This window comes from Marinomonas transparens (genome assembly GCF_016463975.1).
GTDB lineage: Bacteria > Pseudomonadota > Gammaproteobacteria > Pseudomonadales > Marinomonadaceae > Marinomonas > Marinomonas transparens.
In genome coordinates, this window is record NZ_JAEMNX010000001.1 from 355183 (window position 1) to 375068 (window position 19886).

20 protein-coding genes are annotated in these 19886 nt (G+C 41.9%); 16 read left to right on the forward strand and 4 right to left on the reverse strand.

Annotated elements, in window-relative coordinates:
- Positions 1-66 precede the first annotated feature (66 nt).
- Both yidC and mnmE read left to right on the forward strand, forming a co-directional pair.
- Positions 67-1725 carry a membrane protein insertase YidC gene (gene yidC / locus I8J31_RS01665; RefSeq protein ID WP_199466448.1) on the forward strand — a complete coding sequence of 553 codons (1659 nt, stop codon included), beginning with the start codon at positions 67-69 and terminating at the stop codon, positions 1723-1725.
- Between the two features lie 133 nt (positions 1726-1858).
- Positions 1859-3238 carry a tRNA uridine-5-carboxymethylaminomethyl(34) synthesis GTPase MnmE gene (mnmE, locus tag I8J31_RS01670; protein WP_199466449.1) on the forward strand — a complete coding sequence of 460 codons (1380 nt, stop codon included), beginning with the start codon at positions 1859-1861 and terminating at the stop codon, positions 3236-3238.
- Between the two features lie 18 nt (positions 3239-3256).
- Here mnmE and I8J31_RS01675 read toward each other — a convergent pair whose 3' ends face one another.
- Both I8J31_RS01675 and acuI read right to left on the reverse strand, forming a co-directional pair.
- Complete coding sequence (locus I8J31_RS01675; RefSeq protein WP_199466450.1) at positions 3257-4417, reverse strand: glycerate kinase; 1161 nt, start codon at positions 4415-4417, stop codon at positions 3257-3259.
- Between the two features lie 34 nt (positions 4418-4451).
- Complete coding sequence (gene acuI, locus I8J31_RS01680) at positions 4452-5438, reverse strand: acrylyl-CoA reductase (NADPH) (RefSeq protein ID WP_199466451.1); 987 nt, start codon at positions 5436-5438, stop codon at positions 4452-4454.
- 799 nt (positions 5439-6237) lie between these two features.
- Here acuI and mnmG point away from each other — a divergent pair.
- From mnmG to I8J31_RS01745, 13 genes are all read left to right on the forward strand, one after another.
- Entirely contained in the window at positions 6238-8127 is a 1890-nt protein-coding gene (gene mnmG / locus I8J31_RS01685; RefSeq protein WP_199466452.1) for a tRNA uridine-5-carboxymethylaminomethyl(34) synthesis enzyme MnmG, read from the forward strand.
- 37 nt (positions 8128-8164) lie between these two features.
- A complete protein-coding gene (gene rsmG / locus I8J31_RS01690) occupies positions 8165-8791 on the forward strand; it encodes a 16S rRNA (guanine(527)-N(7))-methyltransferase RsmG (RefSeq protein WP_199466453.1) in 627 nt (208 codons plus the stop codon).
- 6 nt (positions 8792-8797) lie between these two features.
- Complete coding sequence (locus I8J31_RS01695) at positions 8798-9580, forward strand: ParA family protein (RefSeq protein WP_199466454.1); 783 nt, start codon at positions 8798-8800, stop codon at positions 9578-9580.
- Positions 9581-9627: 47 nt separating this feature from the next.
- On the forward strand, positions 9628-10512 hold the full coding sequence (locus I8J31_RS01700; protein WP_199466455.1) for a ParB/RepB/Spo0J family partition protein: 885 nt from the start codon (positions 9628-9630) through the stop codon (positions 10510-10512).
- Between the two features lie 166 nt (positions 10513-10678).
- Entirely contained in the window at positions 10679-11080 is a 402-nt protein-coding gene (locus tag I8J31_RS01705; RefSeq protein WP_199466456.1) for an ATP synthase subunit I, read from the forward strand.
- A gap of 55 nt (positions 11081-11135) precedes the next feature.
- Positions 11136-11984 (forward strand): F0F1 ATP synthase subunit A, encoded by an 849-nt coding sequence (gene atpB / locus I8J31_RS01710; RefSeq protein WP_199466457.1) that lies wholly within the window; start codon positions 11136-11138, stop codon positions 11982-11984.
- A gap of 64 nt (positions 11985-12048) precedes the next feature.
- Positions 12049-12306 (forward strand): F0F1 ATP synthase subunit C, encoded by a 258-nt coding sequence (gene atpE / locus I8J31_RS01715; protein ID WP_012072127.1) that lies wholly within the window; start codon positions 12049-12051, stop codon positions 12304-12306.
- A gap of 57 nt (positions 12307-12363) precedes the next feature.
- Positions 12364-12834 carry a F0F1 ATP synthase subunit B gene (locus I8J31_RS01720; protein WP_199466458.1) on the forward strand — a complete coding sequence of 157 codons (471 nt, stop codon included), beginning with the start codon at positions 12364-12366 and terminating at the stop codon, positions 12832-12834.
- Between the two features lie 11 nt (positions 12835-12845).
- Entirely contained in the window at positions 12846-13382 is a 537-nt protein-coding gene (locus tag I8J31_RS01725) for a F0F1 ATP synthase subunit delta (protein WP_199466459.1), read from the forward strand.
- A gap of 37 nt (positions 13383-13419) precedes the next feature.
- Entirely contained in the window at positions 13420-14964 is a 1545-nt protein-coding gene (gene atpA, locus I8J31_RS01730) for a F0F1 ATP synthase subunit alpha (protein WP_199466460.1), read from the forward strand.
- An 81-nt stretch (positions 14965-15045) separates the two neighbouring features.
- Positions 15046-15906, forward strand: a complete 861-nt coding sequence (gene atpG / locus I8J31_RS01735; RefSeq protein WP_199466461.1) for a F0F1 ATP synthase subunit gamma — start codon at positions 15046-15048, stop codon at positions 15904-15906.
- A 28-nt stretch (positions 15907-15934) separates the two neighbouring features.
- Positions 15935-17311: a F0F1 ATP synthase subunit beta gene (gene atpD / locus I8J31_RS01740; protein WP_199466462.1), complete on the forward strand. Its 1377-nt coding sequence runs from the start codon at positions 15935-15937 to the stop codon at positions 17309-17311.
- 63 nt (positions 17312-17374) lie between these two features.
- Positions 17375-17794 carry a F0F1 ATP synthase subunit epsilon gene (locus tag I8J31_RS01745; protein ID WP_199466463.1) on the forward strand — a complete coding sequence of 140 codons (420 nt, stop codon included), beginning with the start codon at positions 17375-17377 and terminating at the stop codon, positions 17792-17794.
- A gap of 79 nt (positions 17795-17873) precedes the next feature.
- Here the strand turns inward: I8J31_RS01745 and I8J31_RS01750 are convergent, their stop codons facing one another.
- Positions 17874-18614: a TrmB family transcriptional regulator gene (locus tag I8J31_RS01750; protein ID WP_199466669.1), complete on the reverse strand. Its 741-nt coding sequence runs from the start codon at positions 18612-18614 to the stop codon at positions 17874-17876.
- Between the two features lie 94 nt (positions 18615-18708).
- Here I8J31_RS01750 and tcdA point away from each other — a divergent pair, with 94 nt between their 5' ends.
- Positions 18709-19500 carry a tRNA cyclic N6-threonylcarbamoyladenosine(37) synthase TcdA gene (gene tcdA, locus I8J31_RS01755; protein WP_199466464.1) on the forward strand — a complete coding sequence of 264 codons (792 nt, stop codon included), beginning with the start codon at positions 18709-18711 and terminating at the stop codon, positions 19498-19500.
- Here tcdA and I8J31_RS01760 read toward each other — a convergent pair.
- On the reverse strand, positions 19472-19882 hold the full coding sequence (locus I8J31_RS01760; protein ID WP_199466465.1) for a SufE family protein: 411 nt from the start codon (positions 19880-19882) through the stop codon (positions 19472-19474). The two genes, tcdA and I8J31_RS01760, sit on opposite strands and share 29 nt — an antisense overlap.
- Positions 19883-19886 lie beyond the last annotated feature (4 nt).

Consider the following 19886-nt stretch of genomic DNA (forward strand, 5'->3'; position numbering starts at 1 on the left):
ATAGCCGTGATTTTTAAATAGGGTTCCGTGAACCTATCGTCCAACCAAACAAATTAGTTGAATACCATGGATTTCAGACGTTACTTTTTATGGGGTGCGCTTTTTATCAGTGGCTACCTGCTGTTTTTACAGTGGAACCAAGATTATGGTTCTCAGTCCACACAAAGCCTAGCTCAAAGCTCTCAGACACAATCTGAGACAAGCGATCAAACAAGCAATGATTTGCCTTTGGCAGTTCAAAGCACAACCACAGATGCCAATGCAGAAATTCCTCAAACTGCAACGAGCATCGCTCCAGGAAAACTCATTGAAATAACAACCGATACTCTACGTGTTGCTATTAATCCAGTGGGTGGTGATCTTGTTGAAGCTGCGCTTCTTCAATATTCCAAAGAGCTTGGTCAACCTGATAGATTTGTCATCTTAGAAGATGGCGCCGAGCGTACTTATGTGACACAAAGTGGCTTGATTGGTAAAGATGGCCCAGATGCTTCACCTGAAGGCCGTCCCGTTTATCAATCAGAAAAAACCTCTTACCGCTTAGCTGAAGGCGAAGATTCATTAGATGTGAACCTTTACTTTACCGATGCGAGCGGCGTGAAATACACCAAAACATTTCGCTTCTTCAAAGGAAAATACCGTATTCGTCAGTTAATTACTGTCGACAATGCATCTTCCTCTGTTTGGCGCGGTAACTTATTTGCTCAAATCAAACGTGATAATTCACCAGACCCAAGTCAAGCGACTGGCATGGGCTTACAACCTTATCTCGGTGGCGCTATTTCTGATGAAGAGAATAAGTACAACAAGGTATCTTTTTCAGATATGGAAGAAGAGCCAGTTAAAACTACCACCAACCAAGGTTGGGTAGCGGTACTACAACATTACTTTGTTTCTGCTTGGATTCCTGAACAAGGTCAAAAAGTAACGCTACAAGCCCGCACTAATGGTGATTTTAACATCATTGGTTTTACAGGCTCAGCGGTTGAAATCCCAGCGGGTAAGCAAGGTACTTTGAGCTCCACCTTTTATGTTGGACCAAAATTACAAGGTCACCTTGAAGAAACAGCAGAAAACCTTGATCTAACCGTAGATTACGGCTGGTTGTGGTGGTTAGCAAAACCTCTATTCTGGTTACTAACAGCGATTCAGGCTGTAGTGATCAACTGGGGTGTGGCTATTATCTTGATCGTAGTTTGTGTGAAAGCCATCTTCTTTAAGTTGTCTGCAGCAAGTTACCGCTCTATGGCGAAAATGCGCAAATTCGGACCAGAAATTGCCAAGCTTAAAGATCAGTATGGTGATGACCGTCAGAAGATGTCACAGGAAATGATGGCTCTTTATAAGAAAGAAAAAATTAACCCCTTGGGTGGCTGTTTACCTATCTTGGTACAAATGCCAGTTTTCCTTTCTTTGTACTGGGTATTAATGGAATCCGTTGAATTGCGTCATGCGCCATTCTTCTTATGGATTAACGACTTAGCTGTTATGGATCCCTATTTCATTCTGCCTATCTTGATGGGTCTGAGTATGATGGGTCAGCAAATGCTGAATCCAACGCCTCCAGATCCAATGCAAGCTCGAATAATGAAGATTATGCCTATCGCATTTACCTTCTTCTTCTTATGGTTCCCTGCTGGTCTAGTACTATACTGGGTAACCAACAACAGCTTGTCTATCATACAGCAGTACATCATTACTAAACGTATCGAAAGAGAAGCTTAACGCCAAAGCGCTATCCTTTCTTTCGATAAAAAAGGCTTCCCATTGGGAGGCCTTTTTTACGTTTAGATTGCCATGTTTGTCTTGCTAACGGACAATAACAAACTTTCTTGCCACCCAGTTAAAGAGCTAAATTATGACCGACTTTCAGCACCTCATTGACCAAGATACCATCGTAGCTCAAGCGACGGCACCGGGCCGTGGTGGAGTCGGCATCATCCGCTTATCAGGCCCTAAAAGTCTTGTTATCGCAAAGCAAATAATTGGTTTTGAGCCCAAGCCTCGCTATGCCCATTATGTACCATTTAAAGATGCCAATAATGAACAACTCGACATGGGATTAGCTTTGTATTTTCCGGGACCAAACTCCTTTACTGGCGAGGAGGTATTTGAGTTACAAGGTCACGGTGGTCCCGTTATTATGGATATGCTTCTTAGTCATTGCATCGTATTAGGTGCTCGCTTAGCTCGTCCGGGAGAGTTTTCTGAACGTGCCTTTATGAACGACAAGATGGACCTAACTCAAGCAGAAGCCATCGCCGACTTAATTGATAGTACCTCTGAACAAGCAGCAAAATGTGCTATACGCTCTTTACAAGGCGCTTTTTCTAAACGTGTTGATGAGTTAGTAGAAGCTTTGATCCATCTACGTATTTATGTGGAAGCAGCGATTGATTTTCCTGAAGAAGAAATTGATTTTATTGGCGATGGTAAAGTCGCGAATGAGCTAGCAGGAATTCAAAACAAATTAAAAATGGTGCTAAAAGAAGCCAACCAAGGGGCTTTAATTCGCGAAGGTATGAACGTTGTTATCGCAGGACGACCTAATGCTGGTAAATCTAGTTTGCTAAATGCTCTTTCAGGTAAAGAGTCCGCCATTGTAACCAGTGTTGAAGGCACGACCCGCGATGTTCTACGTGAACATATCCATATTGACGGCATGCCATTACACATAATAGATACGGCAGGTTTACGTGATAGTCCAGATGAAGTGGAGCGCATTGGTATTCAAAGGGCATGGGACGAAATTAGCAAGGCAGACCGTATCTTGATGATGGTCGACAGCCAATCCATTGACAGTAAAGACCCTAATGAAATTTGGCCCGAGTTTATGAAAAAACTTGGTGATACTGAGCATTTAACCCTAGTTCGCAACAAAGTGGACCTAACCAAGGAGCAGATAGGGGTTGAGTCCATAAATAACATTCCTGTTATCTCTATCTCCGCTAAAACAGGTGAGGGGGTTTCAGGTTTAACAGATCATCTAAAAGCCATCATGGGTTTCGACAATACCACAGAGGGTGGTTTCATTGCCCGCCGTCGCCACATAGAAGCGTTAAATAAGGCCAATCGTTTTTTAGAAACCGGCAGCGAGCAATTACATGGCTATGGAGCAGGGGAATTGCTTGCTGAAGATCTCAAAGAAGCACAACAAGCACTCAGCGAAATTACTGGTGCTTTTACCAGTGATGACTTACTAGGTCGTATTTTCGGCTCATTTTGCATTGGAAAATAGCTTTGTTGCTAAGCTCTATTAATTTGAGCTTAGCTGTCCTAGTTTGATTATCGAAGCAATATTTCGTGAAGTATTAATTAGATTAGTTTCCGCGTTAGCCAGTACCTGTTCAAGGCTATCTAACGCTGGAATAATAGGGAAAATAGCCAACATACCTTGCTGTAAAATAGCATCAGCGTCTTTACCAAGACTGCCTGCAATTCCTATGGCGGAAACCCCTTTTACATTAGCTTGCTTTAATACCCCCATGGGAGTTTTACCAAACACGGTTTGACCATCAAGCCGGCCTTCTCCGGTAATCACTAAATCCGCACCTTGTAACTTGTCAGCTAAACCCACGGTTTGCATAACAATTTCAATACCAGACTTTAATTGCGCATTTAAAAAAGCTTTTACACCAAATCCCATACCACCTGCAGCACCTGCACCGGGATGTAATCGGTAATCTTCTATTCCTGTTGAAACCATAATATCAGCAAAGTGACTTAACGCTTTATCTAGGGTATCTATCATGGCTGGAGTAGCACCTTTTTGCGGCCCAAAAATCATTGATGCACCAAATTCACCGCACAATGGGTTATCGACGTCACAAGCTACTTCAATACGGCATTGAGCCAGTAATGGATGGCTTTGACTCATATCGATGCTTTTCAATTGAGATAAGGCTTCACCGCCAAAGGCTAATACCTTGTCATCTCTTGTTTTTAATTGAATACCTAAAGCTTGTGCCATTCCGGCACCACCATCATTCGTTGCACTGCCACCTAAACCTAAAATGATGTGTTTTATGCCGCGTTCTAGGGCATTTTTTATTAGTTCTCCTGTACCATAACTAGTGGTGTAAAGAGGATTTCTTTCGTTTAATGGTACTAGATGTAAACCTGACGCTGACGCCATTTCAATTACCGCTGTTGTTGCCTCTTGTCCATCGCTTGACCCTAAAATGCCATATTGCGACATCACTTTATTACCCAGCGGACCCGTTACTTCAAGATCAATAAAATAACCACCAGTCGCATCCACCATAGACTGCACTGTCCCTTCACCCCCATCGGCCATTGGAACCTTGATATATTCTTCATTAGGAAACACTTGTCGAAAGCCAGTTTCAATCGCATTAGCAACTTCAAGAGCAGTAGCACTTTCTTTAAAGGAATCAGGGGCTATGACAATTTTCATATTGGTCCTTTTTATTCGCTTATATAGAGACAAGTTATTCGTTTTTTATACGAACCAAAACTCGACCACGTACTTGACCATCAAGCAATTTATAGGCCGTATCTATGACTTCATCCAAGGTGATTTCTTTACAAATAGCTTCATAATCTTCCAAGGAAAGTAATTCACTTAAACGTTGCCAAGCTTCAATTCTATCTGCTTTAGGACGCATCACGCTATCGATTCCAATAAGACGAACACCACGAAGAATAAATGGCGCAACAGAAGCTGGAAAATCCATGCCTTGTGCTAAACCACAGGCAGTTACCACGCCACCATATCGAGTACTTGCACAGGCATTGGCTAAAGTATGGCTACCGACACAATCAATAACACCCGCCCAACGTTCTTTTTGTAAAGGCTTACCTGGTTCCGACAAGCTGGCTCTATCAATAAGTTCACTAGCACCTAGAGAAGTAAGGTATTCGCCTTGATCCATCCTACCAGTGGAAGCAACGACTCGATAACCAAGCTTATTCAGTAATCGGATAGCAAAGCTGCCTACACCGCCATTAGCACCAGTAACAAGAATGTCTCCTGAATTCGGTAACACACCCTGTTTTTCTAGCGCAAGGACAGACAACATAGCGGTATAACCTGCTGTTCCTATTGCCATTGCTTCTTTTGGAGCTATCTCCTTAGGTAAGGAAATCAGCCAATCACTTTTAAGACAAGCTTTCTCAGCAAGGCCACCCCAATGAACTTCGCCCACACCAAAACCGTTTAACAGTACCCAATCGCCTATAGAAAACTCATTGCTATCGCTATGACTTACCTTACCCACTAGATCAATACCCGGCACCATAGGAAAAGAACGAACAACAGGAGCTTTCCCTGTAATAGCCAAGCCATCTTTATAATTTAGTGTGCTATAGTAAACATCAACCAACACATCACCTACTGGTAGTTGCTCCTCCTCTATATTTTCAATACGAATCGATTGCTGTTTGTCTTTTTGAGTAATTAATAAAGCTTTAAACATGATGCCTTCCATTTCCATTAGTTGTTGTACTTTCTAAGCATTTTGCTTTCTAGAGACAAATTTCAACTCGCTTTTATCTGTCAAAATAGCTTAATTCAATAAACATACTATCCAATATGACCAGATTACCCTGAACTGTAAATTAAAGTAGAAAATTCCCATTATTTTTCCAAGTACAATGAAGGAATCGCTTACAGCACCGAATTCTATACATGATAAGAAAGCAATCATCACCAATTCAGATGAATATTCACACTTTTCTAGAACGAAATGTGAAAATTTTCATTTATTTCATTTTTTTGCCTGTGGATTATTTTTTATTTTTAGTACTCAAAATGAAGGCATAAAAAACGATAAAAACCTTATAAAACAATGTTATCAAATCAAAAAAATATTCTAAAAATGGGTGTTGATAAGTATGGTGATAGATGGATAAGAAGAGTTGCATTGTTTTTAACAACTAAGAGCTTTTAGAAAGGGACTGTATAACTAGGTGTTTTGTACACAGGATTAGGTTATCCACACCACAGGAAGAAGAGGTCTATCTTAACAAGTTGTTATCTTCGTATCTTAATGAAATATATAGATAAATATAAATTATCCACAGAATTTATCTTGCTATATAAACATAACAAACATAAAAGAACTTATATACTTACTCATATATATTAATATTGATGACCGGGTAAGTCCGGTTCGATCACTTTCTTTTTAAAAAATTACCGATATACTAGCGGCCTCATCGAGAGTTGATCGTTTTTTATTCATTTTTCTATTTATTAGTAATATCGAGGTTCCCGTGGATTTCCCAAGTCACTTTGATGTGATTGTGGTTGGTGGTGGACATGCTGGTACGGAAGCGGCTTTAGCGGCAGCACGTATGGGTGTGAAAACATTATTGCTTTCCCACAACATTGAAACGTTAGGACAAATGTCCTGTAACCCAGCCATTGGTGGTATTGGGAAATCACATTTAGTAAAAGAAATTGATGCTTTGGATGGTGCTATGGGATTAGCAACCGATAAAGCAGGTATTCAATTTAGAACCTTAAATTCCCGAAAAGGGCCTGCCGTTCGTGCTACCCGAGCACAAGCAGATCGAATTTTATACAAAGCGGCAATACGTTATCAGTTAGAAAACCAAGAAAATCTTTGGTTATTCCAACAATCTGCTGAAGATTTAATTGTTGAAGAGGGAGCCGCACGTGGGGTTATTACTCAAACAGGCATTCGTTTTAACAGTAAAACAGTTGTATTAACTGCTGGCACTTTCTTAGGTGGCGTAATTCACGTTGGTCTTCAAAATCATGCTGGTGGACGGGCGGGAGATCCACCTTCAATTGGTTTAGCTGAAAAATTACGTGCTTTACCGTTTCGTGTTGATCGTTTAAAAACCGGTACACCGCCTAGAATAGATGCACGTTCAGTTGATTTCTCCCTTATGCAAGCTCAGCCAGGTGATGATATTACTCCTGTCATGTCATACATGGGGAATCGTGCTATGCACCCTCGCCAAATTGAATGTTTTATTACCCATACTAATGAACGTACCCACGATATTATTCGCAGGGGTATGGATCGCTCTCCTATGTATACTGGGGTTATTGAAGGGGTTGGCCCACGCTACTGTCCTTCAATAGAGGATAAAATTGTTCGCTTTGCCGATAAAAATTCACATCAAATATTTATTGAGCCAGAAGGGTTAACAACCCATGAGTTGTATCCTAATGGCATTTCGACATCTTTGCCTTTTGATGTGCAAATAGAACTGGTTCGTTCAATGAAAGGCATGGAAAATGCGCATATTATTCGCCCTGGTTACGCGATTGAATACGATTATTTTAATCCTCAGGATCTAAAATATTCATTAGAAACTAAGCATATGCCAGGATTGTTCTTTGCAGGACAAATCAATGGTACGACAGGTTATGAAGAAGCAGGAGCGCAAGGCTTACTAGCAGGTTTAAATGCGGCTTTATTATCTCAAGATAAGGAGGCTTGGACACCACGTCGTGATGAAGCTTATCTAGGTGTTTTAGTCGATGACCTCATTTCGATGGGAACAAAAGAACCTTATCGTATGTTTACTAGTCGTGCTGAATATCGTTTGATTCTTCGTGAAGACAATGCTGATATGCGCTTGACTGAAAAAGGCCGTGAATTGGGTTTAGTTTCTGATCAACGTTGGGCGGCTTTCTGCAAAAAGCGCGAAGCAATAGATCTTGAGACCCAGCGACTGAAATCCAGTTGGATTATGCCTAACTCTTCTGAAGCTGAAGCCATTAATCCAAAATTAGAAGCCCCTATTACCCGTGAATACAGTTTATTGGATTTGTTGAAACGTCCGAGTATTGAGTACGCAGATATTGCAGGTTTAAAAAATGGATTGGAAGAAGCTATTGATGAACAAGTATCGGAACAGGTTCAGATAGCAGTTAAGTACGCTGGTTATATTTCTCGTCAAGCGGATGACATTGAGCGTTTACGTCGACAAGAAAATACTCCGCTACCAGAAGATTTAGATTATAGCAGCATGGAAGGCTTGTCTAATGAGGTGAAACAAAAGTTAACTCAAGCTCGTCCTGCGACACTTGCTGCTGCTTCTCGTATTCAAGGTATAACACCTGCTGCGGTGTCTCTACTTTTGATTCATTTGAAAAAACGTGCGATTGCACGTAAAAGTGCCTAAAATCAGCAGCCGATAATCTTTCTTGATAGGATCGACTGTGACACATTTTGACACTATTCAAAAAGGCGCCCAACAATTGGGCGCTGCTATCTCCGATGAGACCATTCAGGTTCTTGTTAATTATCTTATTATGCTCGAAAAGTGGAACAAGGCTTATAACCTGACTGCAATTCGGGACGTTGAGAAGATGATTTCTTTGCATTTGTTAGACAGTTTAGCCACTTTACCTTATATCACTGGCGACAATATTATTGACGTGGGTACTGGACCTGGTTTACCTGGTATGGTGCTTGCTATTTGTTATCCTGAAAAACATTTTACCTTATTGGATAGCAATGGTAAGAAAACTCGTTTTTTAACTCAAGTTAAAATGGAATTGGGTATAGATAATGTTACGGTTGCAAATGAGCGTGTTGAAAAACATACTCATCAGGGTGAGTATGATCATGTTATTTCCCGTGCATTTGCTTCTATACAAGATATGATTAATTGGACTTTACTGCTCCCAAAGGACACAGGTAATTTTTTAGCTATGAAAGGGGTATACCCTAAAGAAGAGCTAGCAGTGTTACCAAAAGAAGTTGATTTAGTTCATATAGAGCCTCTTAACGTGCCAAATATACAGGCAGAGCGTCACATGGTAGTGATGACGCGTAAAGGATAGGAAAAAATGGCAAGAATAATCGCAGTGACCAATCAAAAGGGCGGGGTGGGTAAAACCACCACCTGCGTGAATTTAGCGGCGTCCTTAGCGGCGATGAAACGTCGTGTTTTGCTGATTGATCTTGATCCACAAGGTAATGCCACCACAGGTTGTGGGTTAATTAAAGAAGAATTGGATACCAGTGTTTTTGATGTGTTAATTGGGACTCATGGTGTTAAAGAAGTGATGAAGCCAGTCATGGAAGACACAATAGAGTCTGGTAAATATTGGGTGTTGCCTGCGAATGGAGATTTAACTGGCGCTGAAGTAGTTTTATTAGATTTACCTAGTAAAGAAACCCGTTTACGCGCTGGTCTTTATGAAGTGGATAATGAGTTTGACTTTATTTTATTAGACTGCCCACCGGCATTAAATATGTTAACGGTTAATGCCTTGTCTGCGGCTCAAGGTGTGTTGATTCCTGTGCAATGTGAATATTACGCTTTAGAAGGTTTAACGGCATTATTGCAAACCATTGATCGTATTACTCACTCGTTAAACCCATCCTTAGCAGTCGAAGGCATTCTACGAACCATGTATGATCCTCGTCCTAGTTTGACCCATGATGTGTCGAGTCAACTTCACAAGCATTTTGGCGATAAAGTATATGATACTGTAATACCTCGTAATATTCGTCTTGCTGAAGCACCAAGTTATGGTTTACCTGTGTTGCATTATGAAAAACAATCTCGTGGTGCTATTGCATATCTTGCATTAGCAGGCGAATTTATTAGAAAAAGCGGCCAGTAATTTTTTGCTTGTTAGGTTCGCTTTAATACCAATTTAAGGTTAATGAAATGACGATGAAGAAAAGAGGTTTAGGTCGTGGCTTGGATGCATTATTAGCGCCGCAAGCTTCTATTGTGGAAGATTCTAATAATAGTTCGCAGGATGAACAAGTTAAGGGCCTAACCTATTTACCTGTTGAATGGCTTTCTAAAGGTAAATTTCAGCCACGTCGTGATATGAATCCCGCTCAATTGGATGATTTAGCTGCTTCTATTCGTACTCAAGGTATAATGCAGCCAATTGTAGTGCGTCCTAATGGTCATAACCAATATGAAATAATAGCCGGAGAACGCCGCTGGCGTGCTGCTAAGCTAGCCGATTTAACTCAAGTTCCTGTTATTGTTCGTCACGTCGAAGATGCCGATGCTGTTGTATTAGCTCTGATCGAAAATATTCAACGGGAAGACCTTAATCCAGTTGAAGAGGCATTAGCATTACAGCGTTTAATTGAAGATTTTCATCTTACTCAACAAGAGGTAGCTGATACGGTGGGGAAGTCTCGCTCCACCGTAGCCAATTTACTTCGTTTGCTTGGTTTAACACCGGAAGTTCGTCGTCTACTAGAACATGGTGATATTGAGATGGGTCATGCTAGGGCATTATTGCCTTTAGAACATGACAAACAAATTCAAGCGGCTTCTCAAGTTGTGACTAAGTCGTTGTCCGTTCGTGAGACGGAACGTTTGGTAAAAAACTTTCAAATCATTGATAAAGATGAAAAATCTGTTCCTGTTCTGCCTGATTTAAGTGCAGAAGCTGAGCGTATTAGTCAAAAAATCAATGCCTCTGTAAAAATACAGCCTTCCTCAAAAGGTAAGGGAAAAGTCGTCATAGAATACCGTAACCCTGAACACTTAGAGCTCTTAATAAGTGAACTTTTCACTGGGAAATGAGGTAATTTATGAGCAGTATTTTTTTCTATTTAAAGTAAGATGCACTGAAAGTGACCTTGCTGTCCTGTTTAAGTTGAACACTGTCGGTATTACCCATATAATGCCTCGAATTTTGTAAATCATCACATTGATTGCACTTTTAGAGTGCAGGAAAGAGAGTTAGTTAATGGGGATAAATAAGCCGTTAAGCGCGAGTGCAATAATCAGCGCAAAAAAGAAGGCTATATTTCATTTTCTATTGTTACAATTATCACTCATTTTTTTGATATCTTTGGGAATTTTTTACATTTCGGGTTGTCTGCATGGGTACTCTTTTATATTAGGAGCACTGACCAGCATATTACCTAGTATTTATATGGCTTGGCGGATTTTTGGATATAAGGGAACTCGTCCAGCCAAGGATGTTGTTAGATCATTCTATCGAGGAGAAGCCGGTAAATTAGCTATGACAGTGGTTTTATTGTCGCTGGTTTTTCTTCTAATAAAACCCTTAGCTGCAGGGGCTTTTTTTGCAGGTTTTGGGGGCGCAATTTTGAGTCATTGGCTCAGCCCTATCATGCTCAAATAATAGTTAGCATGGTAGTGGATAGGATTTTAATCATTAAGAGAGCGTGGATATAAGTATGGGTATTGAAAGTCCAACAGCTTCTGCATATATAAAGCATCACCTTCAGAATTTGACCTTTGGTCAACATCCTGATGGAACATTAGGTCTTGCTCACAATGCAAAAGAAGCGGCAGAGATGGGGTTCTGGGCAATTCATCTAGATACAATGGCGGTTTCTATCGCTTTGGGTGTGTTGTTTTTGTGGTTATTCCGTAAAGCAGCGAAGAAAGTATCTTCGGATACTCCGTCAGGTTTACAAAACTTTGTTGAGTTGATGGTTGAGTTTGTTGATGGCAGCGTCAAGGAAACTTTTCATGGCAAGAATAAACTCATTGCACCATTAGCTCTGACTATTTTTGTATGGGTATTCTTAATGAATGCCATGGATTTAGTGCCTGTTGACTTCCTGCCTGCACTTGCAAGCTTCATTGGTGTCAATATATTTGGTGCCGACCCACACCATGTCTATTTCAAATTTGTTCCAACCACCGACCTTAATGCTACGTTAGGTATGTCGCTTTCTGTCTTTGCTTTGATTGTTTATTACAGCATAAAAGTAAAAGGCGTTAGTGGTTTTGTTGGTGAATTGACATTACAGCCTTTTGGCAAATGGATGATTCCTTTCAATTTATTGCTTGAAGGTGTTGGTCTACTTGCGAAACCTGTTTCATTAGCATTGCGTTTGTTTGGTAACTTATATGCTGGTGAATTGATCTTCATTTTGATTGCTATTTTACCTTGGGGCCTACAATGGGCTTTATCTGTACCATGGGCAATCTTCCATATTTTGGTCATCGTGCTTCAGGCCTTCATCTTTATGATGTTGACCATCGTCTACCTGAGTATGGCGCACGAAGATCATTAAAAGTGTGTTCTTTAAAGTAATATTTAAACCTTGAATCTAAAACTGTGAAAATGTAGGAGTTAAAATGGAAACTGTAGTTGGTCTTACTGCGATTGCTGTAGCCCTTCTAATCGGTCTAGGTGCCCTAGGTACTGCGATTGGTTTTGGTATATTGGGTGGAAAGTTTTTGGAAGGCGCGGCGCGTCAACCTGAGATGGTTCCAATGTTGCAAGTTAAAATGTTCATCGTAGCGGGTCTTCTTGATGCCGTAACTATGATCGGTGTAGGTATCGCATTGTTCTTTACTTTTGCGAATCCTTTTGTTGCTTTGGTCGCTGGTTAATATTCTGCAAAAACTTGCGGAAATTATTTTTAAACGACTAAAAGCGAGGGTATTAGCGTGAATTTGAATCTCACACTTCTAGGCCAAGCTATATCGTTTGCCATTTTTGTCTGGTTCTGCATGAAATATGTGTGGCCACCAGTCATTGCTGCGCTCGAAGAGCGTAGCAAAAAAATTGCAGACGGTTTGGAAGCAGCTAACCGTGCATCCCGTGATTTAGAGTTGGCACAAGAACAAGCCACTCAAACATTACGTGAAAGCAAGGATCAAGCGGCCGAGATTATTGAACAAGCCAACAAACGTGCGAACCAAATTATCGATGAAGCTAACGAACAGGTGATTGCTGATGGCAAGCGCTTGCGTGAAGCAGCTCAAGTAGAAATAGAACAAGATATATTGCGTGCTAAAGAAGCATTGCGTTCTCAAGTTTCTGTTCTTGCATTTGCTGGTGCTGAGAAAATTTTGGGTGCCACTATTGACGAAAAAGCACATAGCGAGATCGTTGAACAGCTCGCCAAAGAGCTTTAAGCGAGGGTCTAATGGCTGAATTAAAAACAGTCGCGCGACCGTACGCTAAAGCGGCTTTCGAAGTTGCCCGTGAGCAAGGCCAAGTTGCAGAATGGGCTGATATGTTAAACATATTAGCGACTGTAACATTGGATCCTAAGCTTAAAATGGCACTTGGAAATCCAGCTTTTAGTGCGGAAGAGAAGGCAAACGCTCTAGCGGATGTTTGTGCGGAAATAATCACAGAACAAGGAAAAGCATTTTTGCTATCCCTTGCAGTGAATAAACGTTTAACGTTGATTCCAGCGATTTCTGAGTTATTCCAACAGTTTAAACTGAACTTTGAAAAAGCGGTGGATGTTGAATTTACTTCTGCTTTTGAATTGTCAGCAGAACAAGCACAAGCACTAGCCGCATCATTGGCTAAAAAGTTGGATCGTACGATCAACTTAACTAATGAGACAGACGCGAGCCTGCTTGGTGGCGTGGTTATCCGTACAGGTGACTTAATCATCGACGGTTCAGTACGCGGTAAACTAGCGAAACTGTCCGAGGCGATAAACTCCTAGTATTCGTTAAATCGAAAACAGGGTTGAGGAATTTAGCATGCAGCAACTGAATCCATCTGAGATCAGCGAGATTATTAAGAAGCGCATCGAGAGTCTTGATGTATCTTCTGATGCCCAAAATGAGGGCACAATTGTCAGCGTGGCAGACGGTATTGTTCTGATCCACGGTTTGGCAGATGTTATGTACGGGGAAATGATCGAATTCCCTGGTGGTGTTTACGGTATAGCTTTGAACCTAGAGCGTGACTCTGTAGGTGCGGTTGTACTAGGTAAATATCAGGACCTTGTTGAAGGTCAAAAAGTTAAATGTACTGGTCGTATATTGGAAGTTCCAATCGGACCAGAATTGCTTGGTCGTGTTGTTGACGCATTGGGTAACCCAATCGACGGCAAAGGCGATATCAATGCAAAATTAACGGATAAAGTTGAAAAAGTGGCACCAGGCGTTATCGAACGTCAGTCAGTTGATCAGCCTATTCAAACGGGTTATAAAGCCATTGATGCTATGGTGCCAATTGGTCGTGGTCAGCGTGAGTTGATCATCGGTGACCGTCAGATTGGTAAAACAGCGTTAGCTATTGACACCATTATTGCTCAGAAAGACAGTGGCATTAAATGTGTGTACGTAGCAATTGGTCAGAAACAATCTACTATTGCCAACGTTGTACGTAAGCTTGAAGAAGCGGGTGCAATGAGTTACACCACTGTGGTAGCGGCTGGCGCATCTGATCCAGCAGCGATGCTTTACCTATCACCATACACTGGTTGTACTATGGGTGAATACTTCCGTGACCGCGGTGAAGATGCATTGATCATTTATGATGATTTGACCAAGCAAGCTTGGGCTTACCGTCAGATCTCTTTGCTTCTTCGTCGTCCACCTGGTCGTGAAGCATACCCTGGTGATGTATTCTATCTTCACTCTCGTCTTCTTGAGCGTGCATCTCGTGTAAACGTTGAGTACGTAGAGAAGTTCACCAATGGGGAAGTGAAAGGTAAAACTGGGTCTTTGACCGCTTTACCTATCATCGAGACACAAGGTGGTGACGTATCCGCTTTCGTACCAACCAACGTTATCTCCATCACTGATGGTCAGATATTCTTGGAAGCGAGCTCATTTAATGCTGGTATTCGTCCTGCGATGAATGCTGGTATATCTGTTTCTCGTGTTGGTGGTGCAGCACAAACTAAGATTGTCAAAAAACTTGGCGGTGGTATTCGTCTTGCTTTGGCTCAGTATCGTGAATTAGCGGCTTTCGCTCAATTTGCATCTGACCTAGACGAAGCGACTCGTAAGCAGTTAGAACATGGTAAACAGGTTACTGAACTGATGAAACAAAAGCAGTTCTCTCCTATGCCAGTCGCTGATATGGGCGTGGTTCTTTACGCTGCCAATGATGGCTTCCTTGAAGATGTTGAAACAAGCAAAATTGGTAGTTTTGAAAATGCATTGTTGGGCTACATGAACAGCGAACATGCTGATCTTATGGCTGACATCAACAAAACTGGCAATTTTAACGGCGAGATTGAAGCGACATTGAAAGCGGCAATCGAGAAGTTTAAAGCGACGCAAACTTGGTAATAAGTTGGTGATCGATATTTTATATTGGTCACCACTTTCTTGCAGTTTGTGAATTAACACTCTCACAAGGGCAGTTCTATTATGGCAGTCGGAAAAGAGATACGCACTCAGATTTCGAGCATTAACAATACGCGTAAAATTACCCGTGCTATGGAAAAAGTAGCAGCGAGTAAAACGCGTAAAGCTCAGGATCGTATGGCCGCTTCTCGTCCGTATGCGGAACGAATTCGCCAAGTAGTTGGCCATTTGGCTAACGCGAATCCTGAGTATAAACACCGTTACCTTACCGAGCGTGAGGCGAAGCGTGTTGGTTATATCGTAATCTCTTCTGACCGTGGTTTATGTGGTGGTTTGAACATTAACGTGTTTAAAGCTGCTATTAAGGAAATGAAACAGTTTGCTGATGCAGGGGTTGAAATTGACCTTTGTACTATTGGTAGCAAAGCGGTTTCATTTTTCAAAAACTACGGCGGTAACGTAACAGCAGCCTTCACCGGTTTAGGTGATGCACCGAAAGCGGACGACCTAGTCGGTAGCGTGAAAGTGATGCTGGACGCCTTTGATGAAGGTCGCATTGATCGTCTATATGTGGTTTCTAATGAGTTCGTGAATACCATGACTCAGAATCCGACGGTTGAGCAACTTTTGCCATTAAAAGCGGAAGAGAATACAGAGTTACAGCACCACTGGGATTATATTTATGAACCAGAAGCCGTTGAAATATTAAACGAATTATTGGTTCGCTATATTGAATCTCAAGTATATCAGTCAGTTGTTGAAAATATTGCGTGTGAACAAGCATCTCGAATGCTTGCCATGAAAAACGCAACCGACAACGCTGGCGATATCATTGATGAATTGCAGTTGGTGTACAACAAGGCTCGTCAAGCAGCGATTACTCAGGAAATTTCTGAGATAGTCAGCGGCGCGGCAGCGGTTTAAGGTATTTAGGTATTAAGAGGATCCGAACATGAGTAGCGGACAAATCGTACAGATTATCGGTGCAGTTATTGACGTGGAATTCCCACGTGATAGCGTGCCAAAAGTATATGATGCCCTAACCATTGAGGGCAAAGAGTTGGTGTTGGAAGTTCAACAGCAGCTAGGCGACGGTGTAGTTCGTACCATCGCCATGGGTTCCACAGATGGTATGAAACGTGGTTTGACTGTAGATAATACAGATAAACCTGTTTCTGTGCCTGTTGGTACTCAAACACTAGGACGTATTATGGACGTTCTAGGTAACCCAATTGATGAAAAAGGCCCAATTGGCGAAGAAGAGCGTTGGTCTATTCACCGTTCTGCACCTTCTTATGCTGAGCAGTCTTCTAGTAACGAATTGCTAGAGACGGGTATCAAGGTTATCGACCTTGTTTGTCCTTTTGCGAAGGGTGGTAAAGTTGGTCTGTTTGGTGGTGCCGGTGTTGGTAAAACCGTAAACATGATGGAGCTTATCCGTAACATCGCCATTGAGCATAGCGGCTACTCTGTATTCGCTGGTGTTGGTGAGCGTACTCGTGAAGGTAACGATTTCTACCATGAGATGACGGACTCGAATGTAATCGATAAAGTATCTTTGGTATATGGCCAAATGAACGAGCCACCAGGTAACCGTCTTCGTGTTGCTTTGACGGGTTTGACGATGGCTGAGAAATTCCGTGACGAAGGTCGTGATGTACTTTTCTTCGTAGATAACATCTACCGTTATACGCTTGCTGGTACGGAAGTATCTGCATTGCTAGGTCGTATGCCATCTGCGGTAGGTTACCAGCCAACACTTGCTGAAGAGATGGGGGTTCTTCAAGAACGTATCACCTCTACTAAGACGGGTTCTATCACATCGGTTCAAGCGGTATACGTACCTGCGGATGACTTGACTGACCCTTCTCCAGCAACGACTTTCTCTCACTTGGATGCAACGGTTGTATTGTCTCGTGACATCGCTTCATTGGGTATTTACCCAGCGATCGATCCTCTAGACTCTACTTCACGTCAACTTGATCCTCTTGTTATTGGACAAGAGCATTATGACGTAGCACGTGGTGTTCAGATGGTATTGCAACGTTATAAAGAGCTTAAAGACATCATTGCGATCTTGGGTATGGACGAGTTATCTGAAGAAGATAAGCAAACGGTTAACCGTTCTCGTAAAATCCAGCGCTTCTTGTCTCAGCCTTTCTTCGTAGCAGAAGTCTTTACTGGTTCTCCAGGTAAGTATGTTTCTTTGAAAGACACTATTCGTGGCTTTAAAGGCATCTTGGATGGCGAGTTTGACGAATTACCAGAGCAAGCGTTCTACATGATTGGTAGCATCGACGAAGCCGTCGAAAAAGCTAAGAAACTTTAACCATCACGCGTAGTAAAAGTGCTGTAAGGCGCTTTTACTAAGTCTGACTAAGAGAGGCAACTTATGGCTATCACAGTACACTGCGATATCGTAAGCGCTGAACAAGAGATTTTTTCCGGAACGGTTCAATCTCTTGTGGCGGCAGGCAGCTATGGCGATCTAGGTATTATGCCTGGTCACGCACCATTGCTGACGACTCTACAACCAGGTCCTGTTCGTGTGGTTAAAGAAAATGGTGACGAAGAGTTTATCTTCGTGTCCGGTGGCTTCTTAGAAGTTCAACCGCACCGTGTCACTGTCTTAGCTAATACAGCTACTCGTGCAAGAGATCTGGACGAAGAGGCGGCACTGAAAGCTCAAGAGCATGCTAAAGCGCTTTTAGCTGACCAAAAACCTGACGTCGACTACACTCGTGCGGCAGCAGAATTGGTGGAAGCCATGGCTCGCTTACGTACACTTCAGCAGTTCCGCGATAATAAATAAGCGGTAATGTTGAATTTGAAGTCAAAAAAGCAGCCTAAGGGCTGCTTTTTTATTGCTTGTTGTTTTCAATGTGAGATTGTTAAAGCATTTTCCATAATGTATCGAAAATGATCTGTTGTGCTTTGGCAATGTCTTGAGATTCCAGCACCACGGCAGATGGGAAGTTATTACTGGCTAATGAAATGATGGCACATTTAGGTGGGTAGATAGCGATGTAACTAGCGTCTACCGAGCCTTCGGTTTTAATCCATTTACGTTCTGATAATTCAGCGTCTTCACCGCCATCACCAAGGGCTATTACTTTTACGTTAATCCCCAGTTTTACTCGTTGTTTGGTGTAATTTGGAAAAGGGCGGTAGAGGAAGGGGCGAATGGGTTTAGACGAAAATACACAATATTCCTTATGGTCTTGTTGCGATACCACGTTTAAAATGTCGCGCAAAACCCACTCTATACCATCATCCCCTTCGTAATAACGCACATTGGTATGATGGTATTCTGGTTGTTGTTGATGTAAGCCAGGAATAATAGTGTTCTTCAGGTTTTCTATGGTTTTGTCGAGTCGATTACGCTTTTCTTCCGCGAGATTTAATAAAATATCGGGATTTTCTGCGGTGAAAAAACGACGTTTTCCTTTAGGGAAATAGCTAACAACGCCTTTGCTTTGTAATTGCTTGAGGGATTCGTAAGCTGTGCCGCGATTGATGCCACTGTGTTCGGCAATATCTCTGATAGAAGAAGGTCCGAGTTTTAATAAAGTTTGATAAAGTTGAGTTTCTCTCTGGGTTAACCCCAACTGTTCAAAGGCTTGTTGAATCATAAGGCTCACAGGTTATGGTCATAATTTATAGGCTAAAAGAATACACGCATTAGAGAAAAAACGCAGTGATACAAACTCTGCAAGGAGATAAAAAGTGACAAGTGATCAACGATTTGGTGGTATTCGCCGTTTGTATGGTGATGATGCGTATCTGGCTTTTTCTCAAGCTCATGTGTGTGTGATTGGTATTGGTGGCGTGGGCTCATGGGCGGCAGAAGCCTTGGCGCGCTCAGGTATTGGTTACATCACTTTGATTGATATGGATGATGTTTGCATCACGAATATTAACCGTCAAATTCATGCATTAGACGGCAATATCGGGCGAGTGAAAGTGGAAGTGATGGCGGAGCGTATCGCTCTAATTAATCCAGATTGCCAAGTGACTTGCATAGAAGACTTTATTACCCCTGATAACATTCCTGAACTACTTGCTGAGCCGTTTAGTTACATTATTGATTGCATTGACAGTATTAAACCAAAAGCCGCTTTAATCGCTTGGTGTAAGCGCAATAAACGTAAAATCATTACGGTTGGTGGAGCAGGAGGACAAACAGACCCAACGCAAATACAAACCGCGGACTTATCGCGTACCGAAAAAGACCCATTGGCCTCTAAAGTGCGTAATTTTTTGCGTCGCTATTATAACTTTACTCGTAATCCTAAGCGGCGTTTTCATATTGAATGTGTGTATTCCACCGAACAACTTAATTACCCTCAAGGGGATGGCACAGTCTCCAAAGAGCGTTTAAAAGGAGATACAGAAACCAAGATGGGGTGTGATACGGGTTTTGGTGCTAGTACTTTAGTCACTGCAACCTTTGGTTTTGTGGCGGTATCTAGAGTGTTAGATAGGTTAACTAAGGCTGCTGAAGCTGGGATAAAATAGCCAATATCCCGTTGGTTCTAGAGCTGGTTAGGTAGCTGCTGAGGTTCAGTTCTTGCAGCTCGGCTTTTAAATCCATCTGTTGAATATCTATCCGTGTTTTTTCTTCTACGAGACTTACTATAGCCACAAGCACACCGCGCATAAGTTTGGCGTCGCTGTCGGCTCTGAAGTGGCGTAAACCGTTACTTTCTTCGATGATGAGCCAAACAGCGCTTTCGCAGCCTTTTATCTTGTTATCTTCTATTTTTTCTTCTTCTGAAAGTCGCGGTAGGCTTTTACTCAAGGTCACCAGTGTTTTGAAGGTCTCTTCTTTACTACTACAGGCTTGCAGTTGGGCTTTTATGGTGAATGGTTGTGCTTGTTCTAAGGCTGTTTTCGTCATTGTT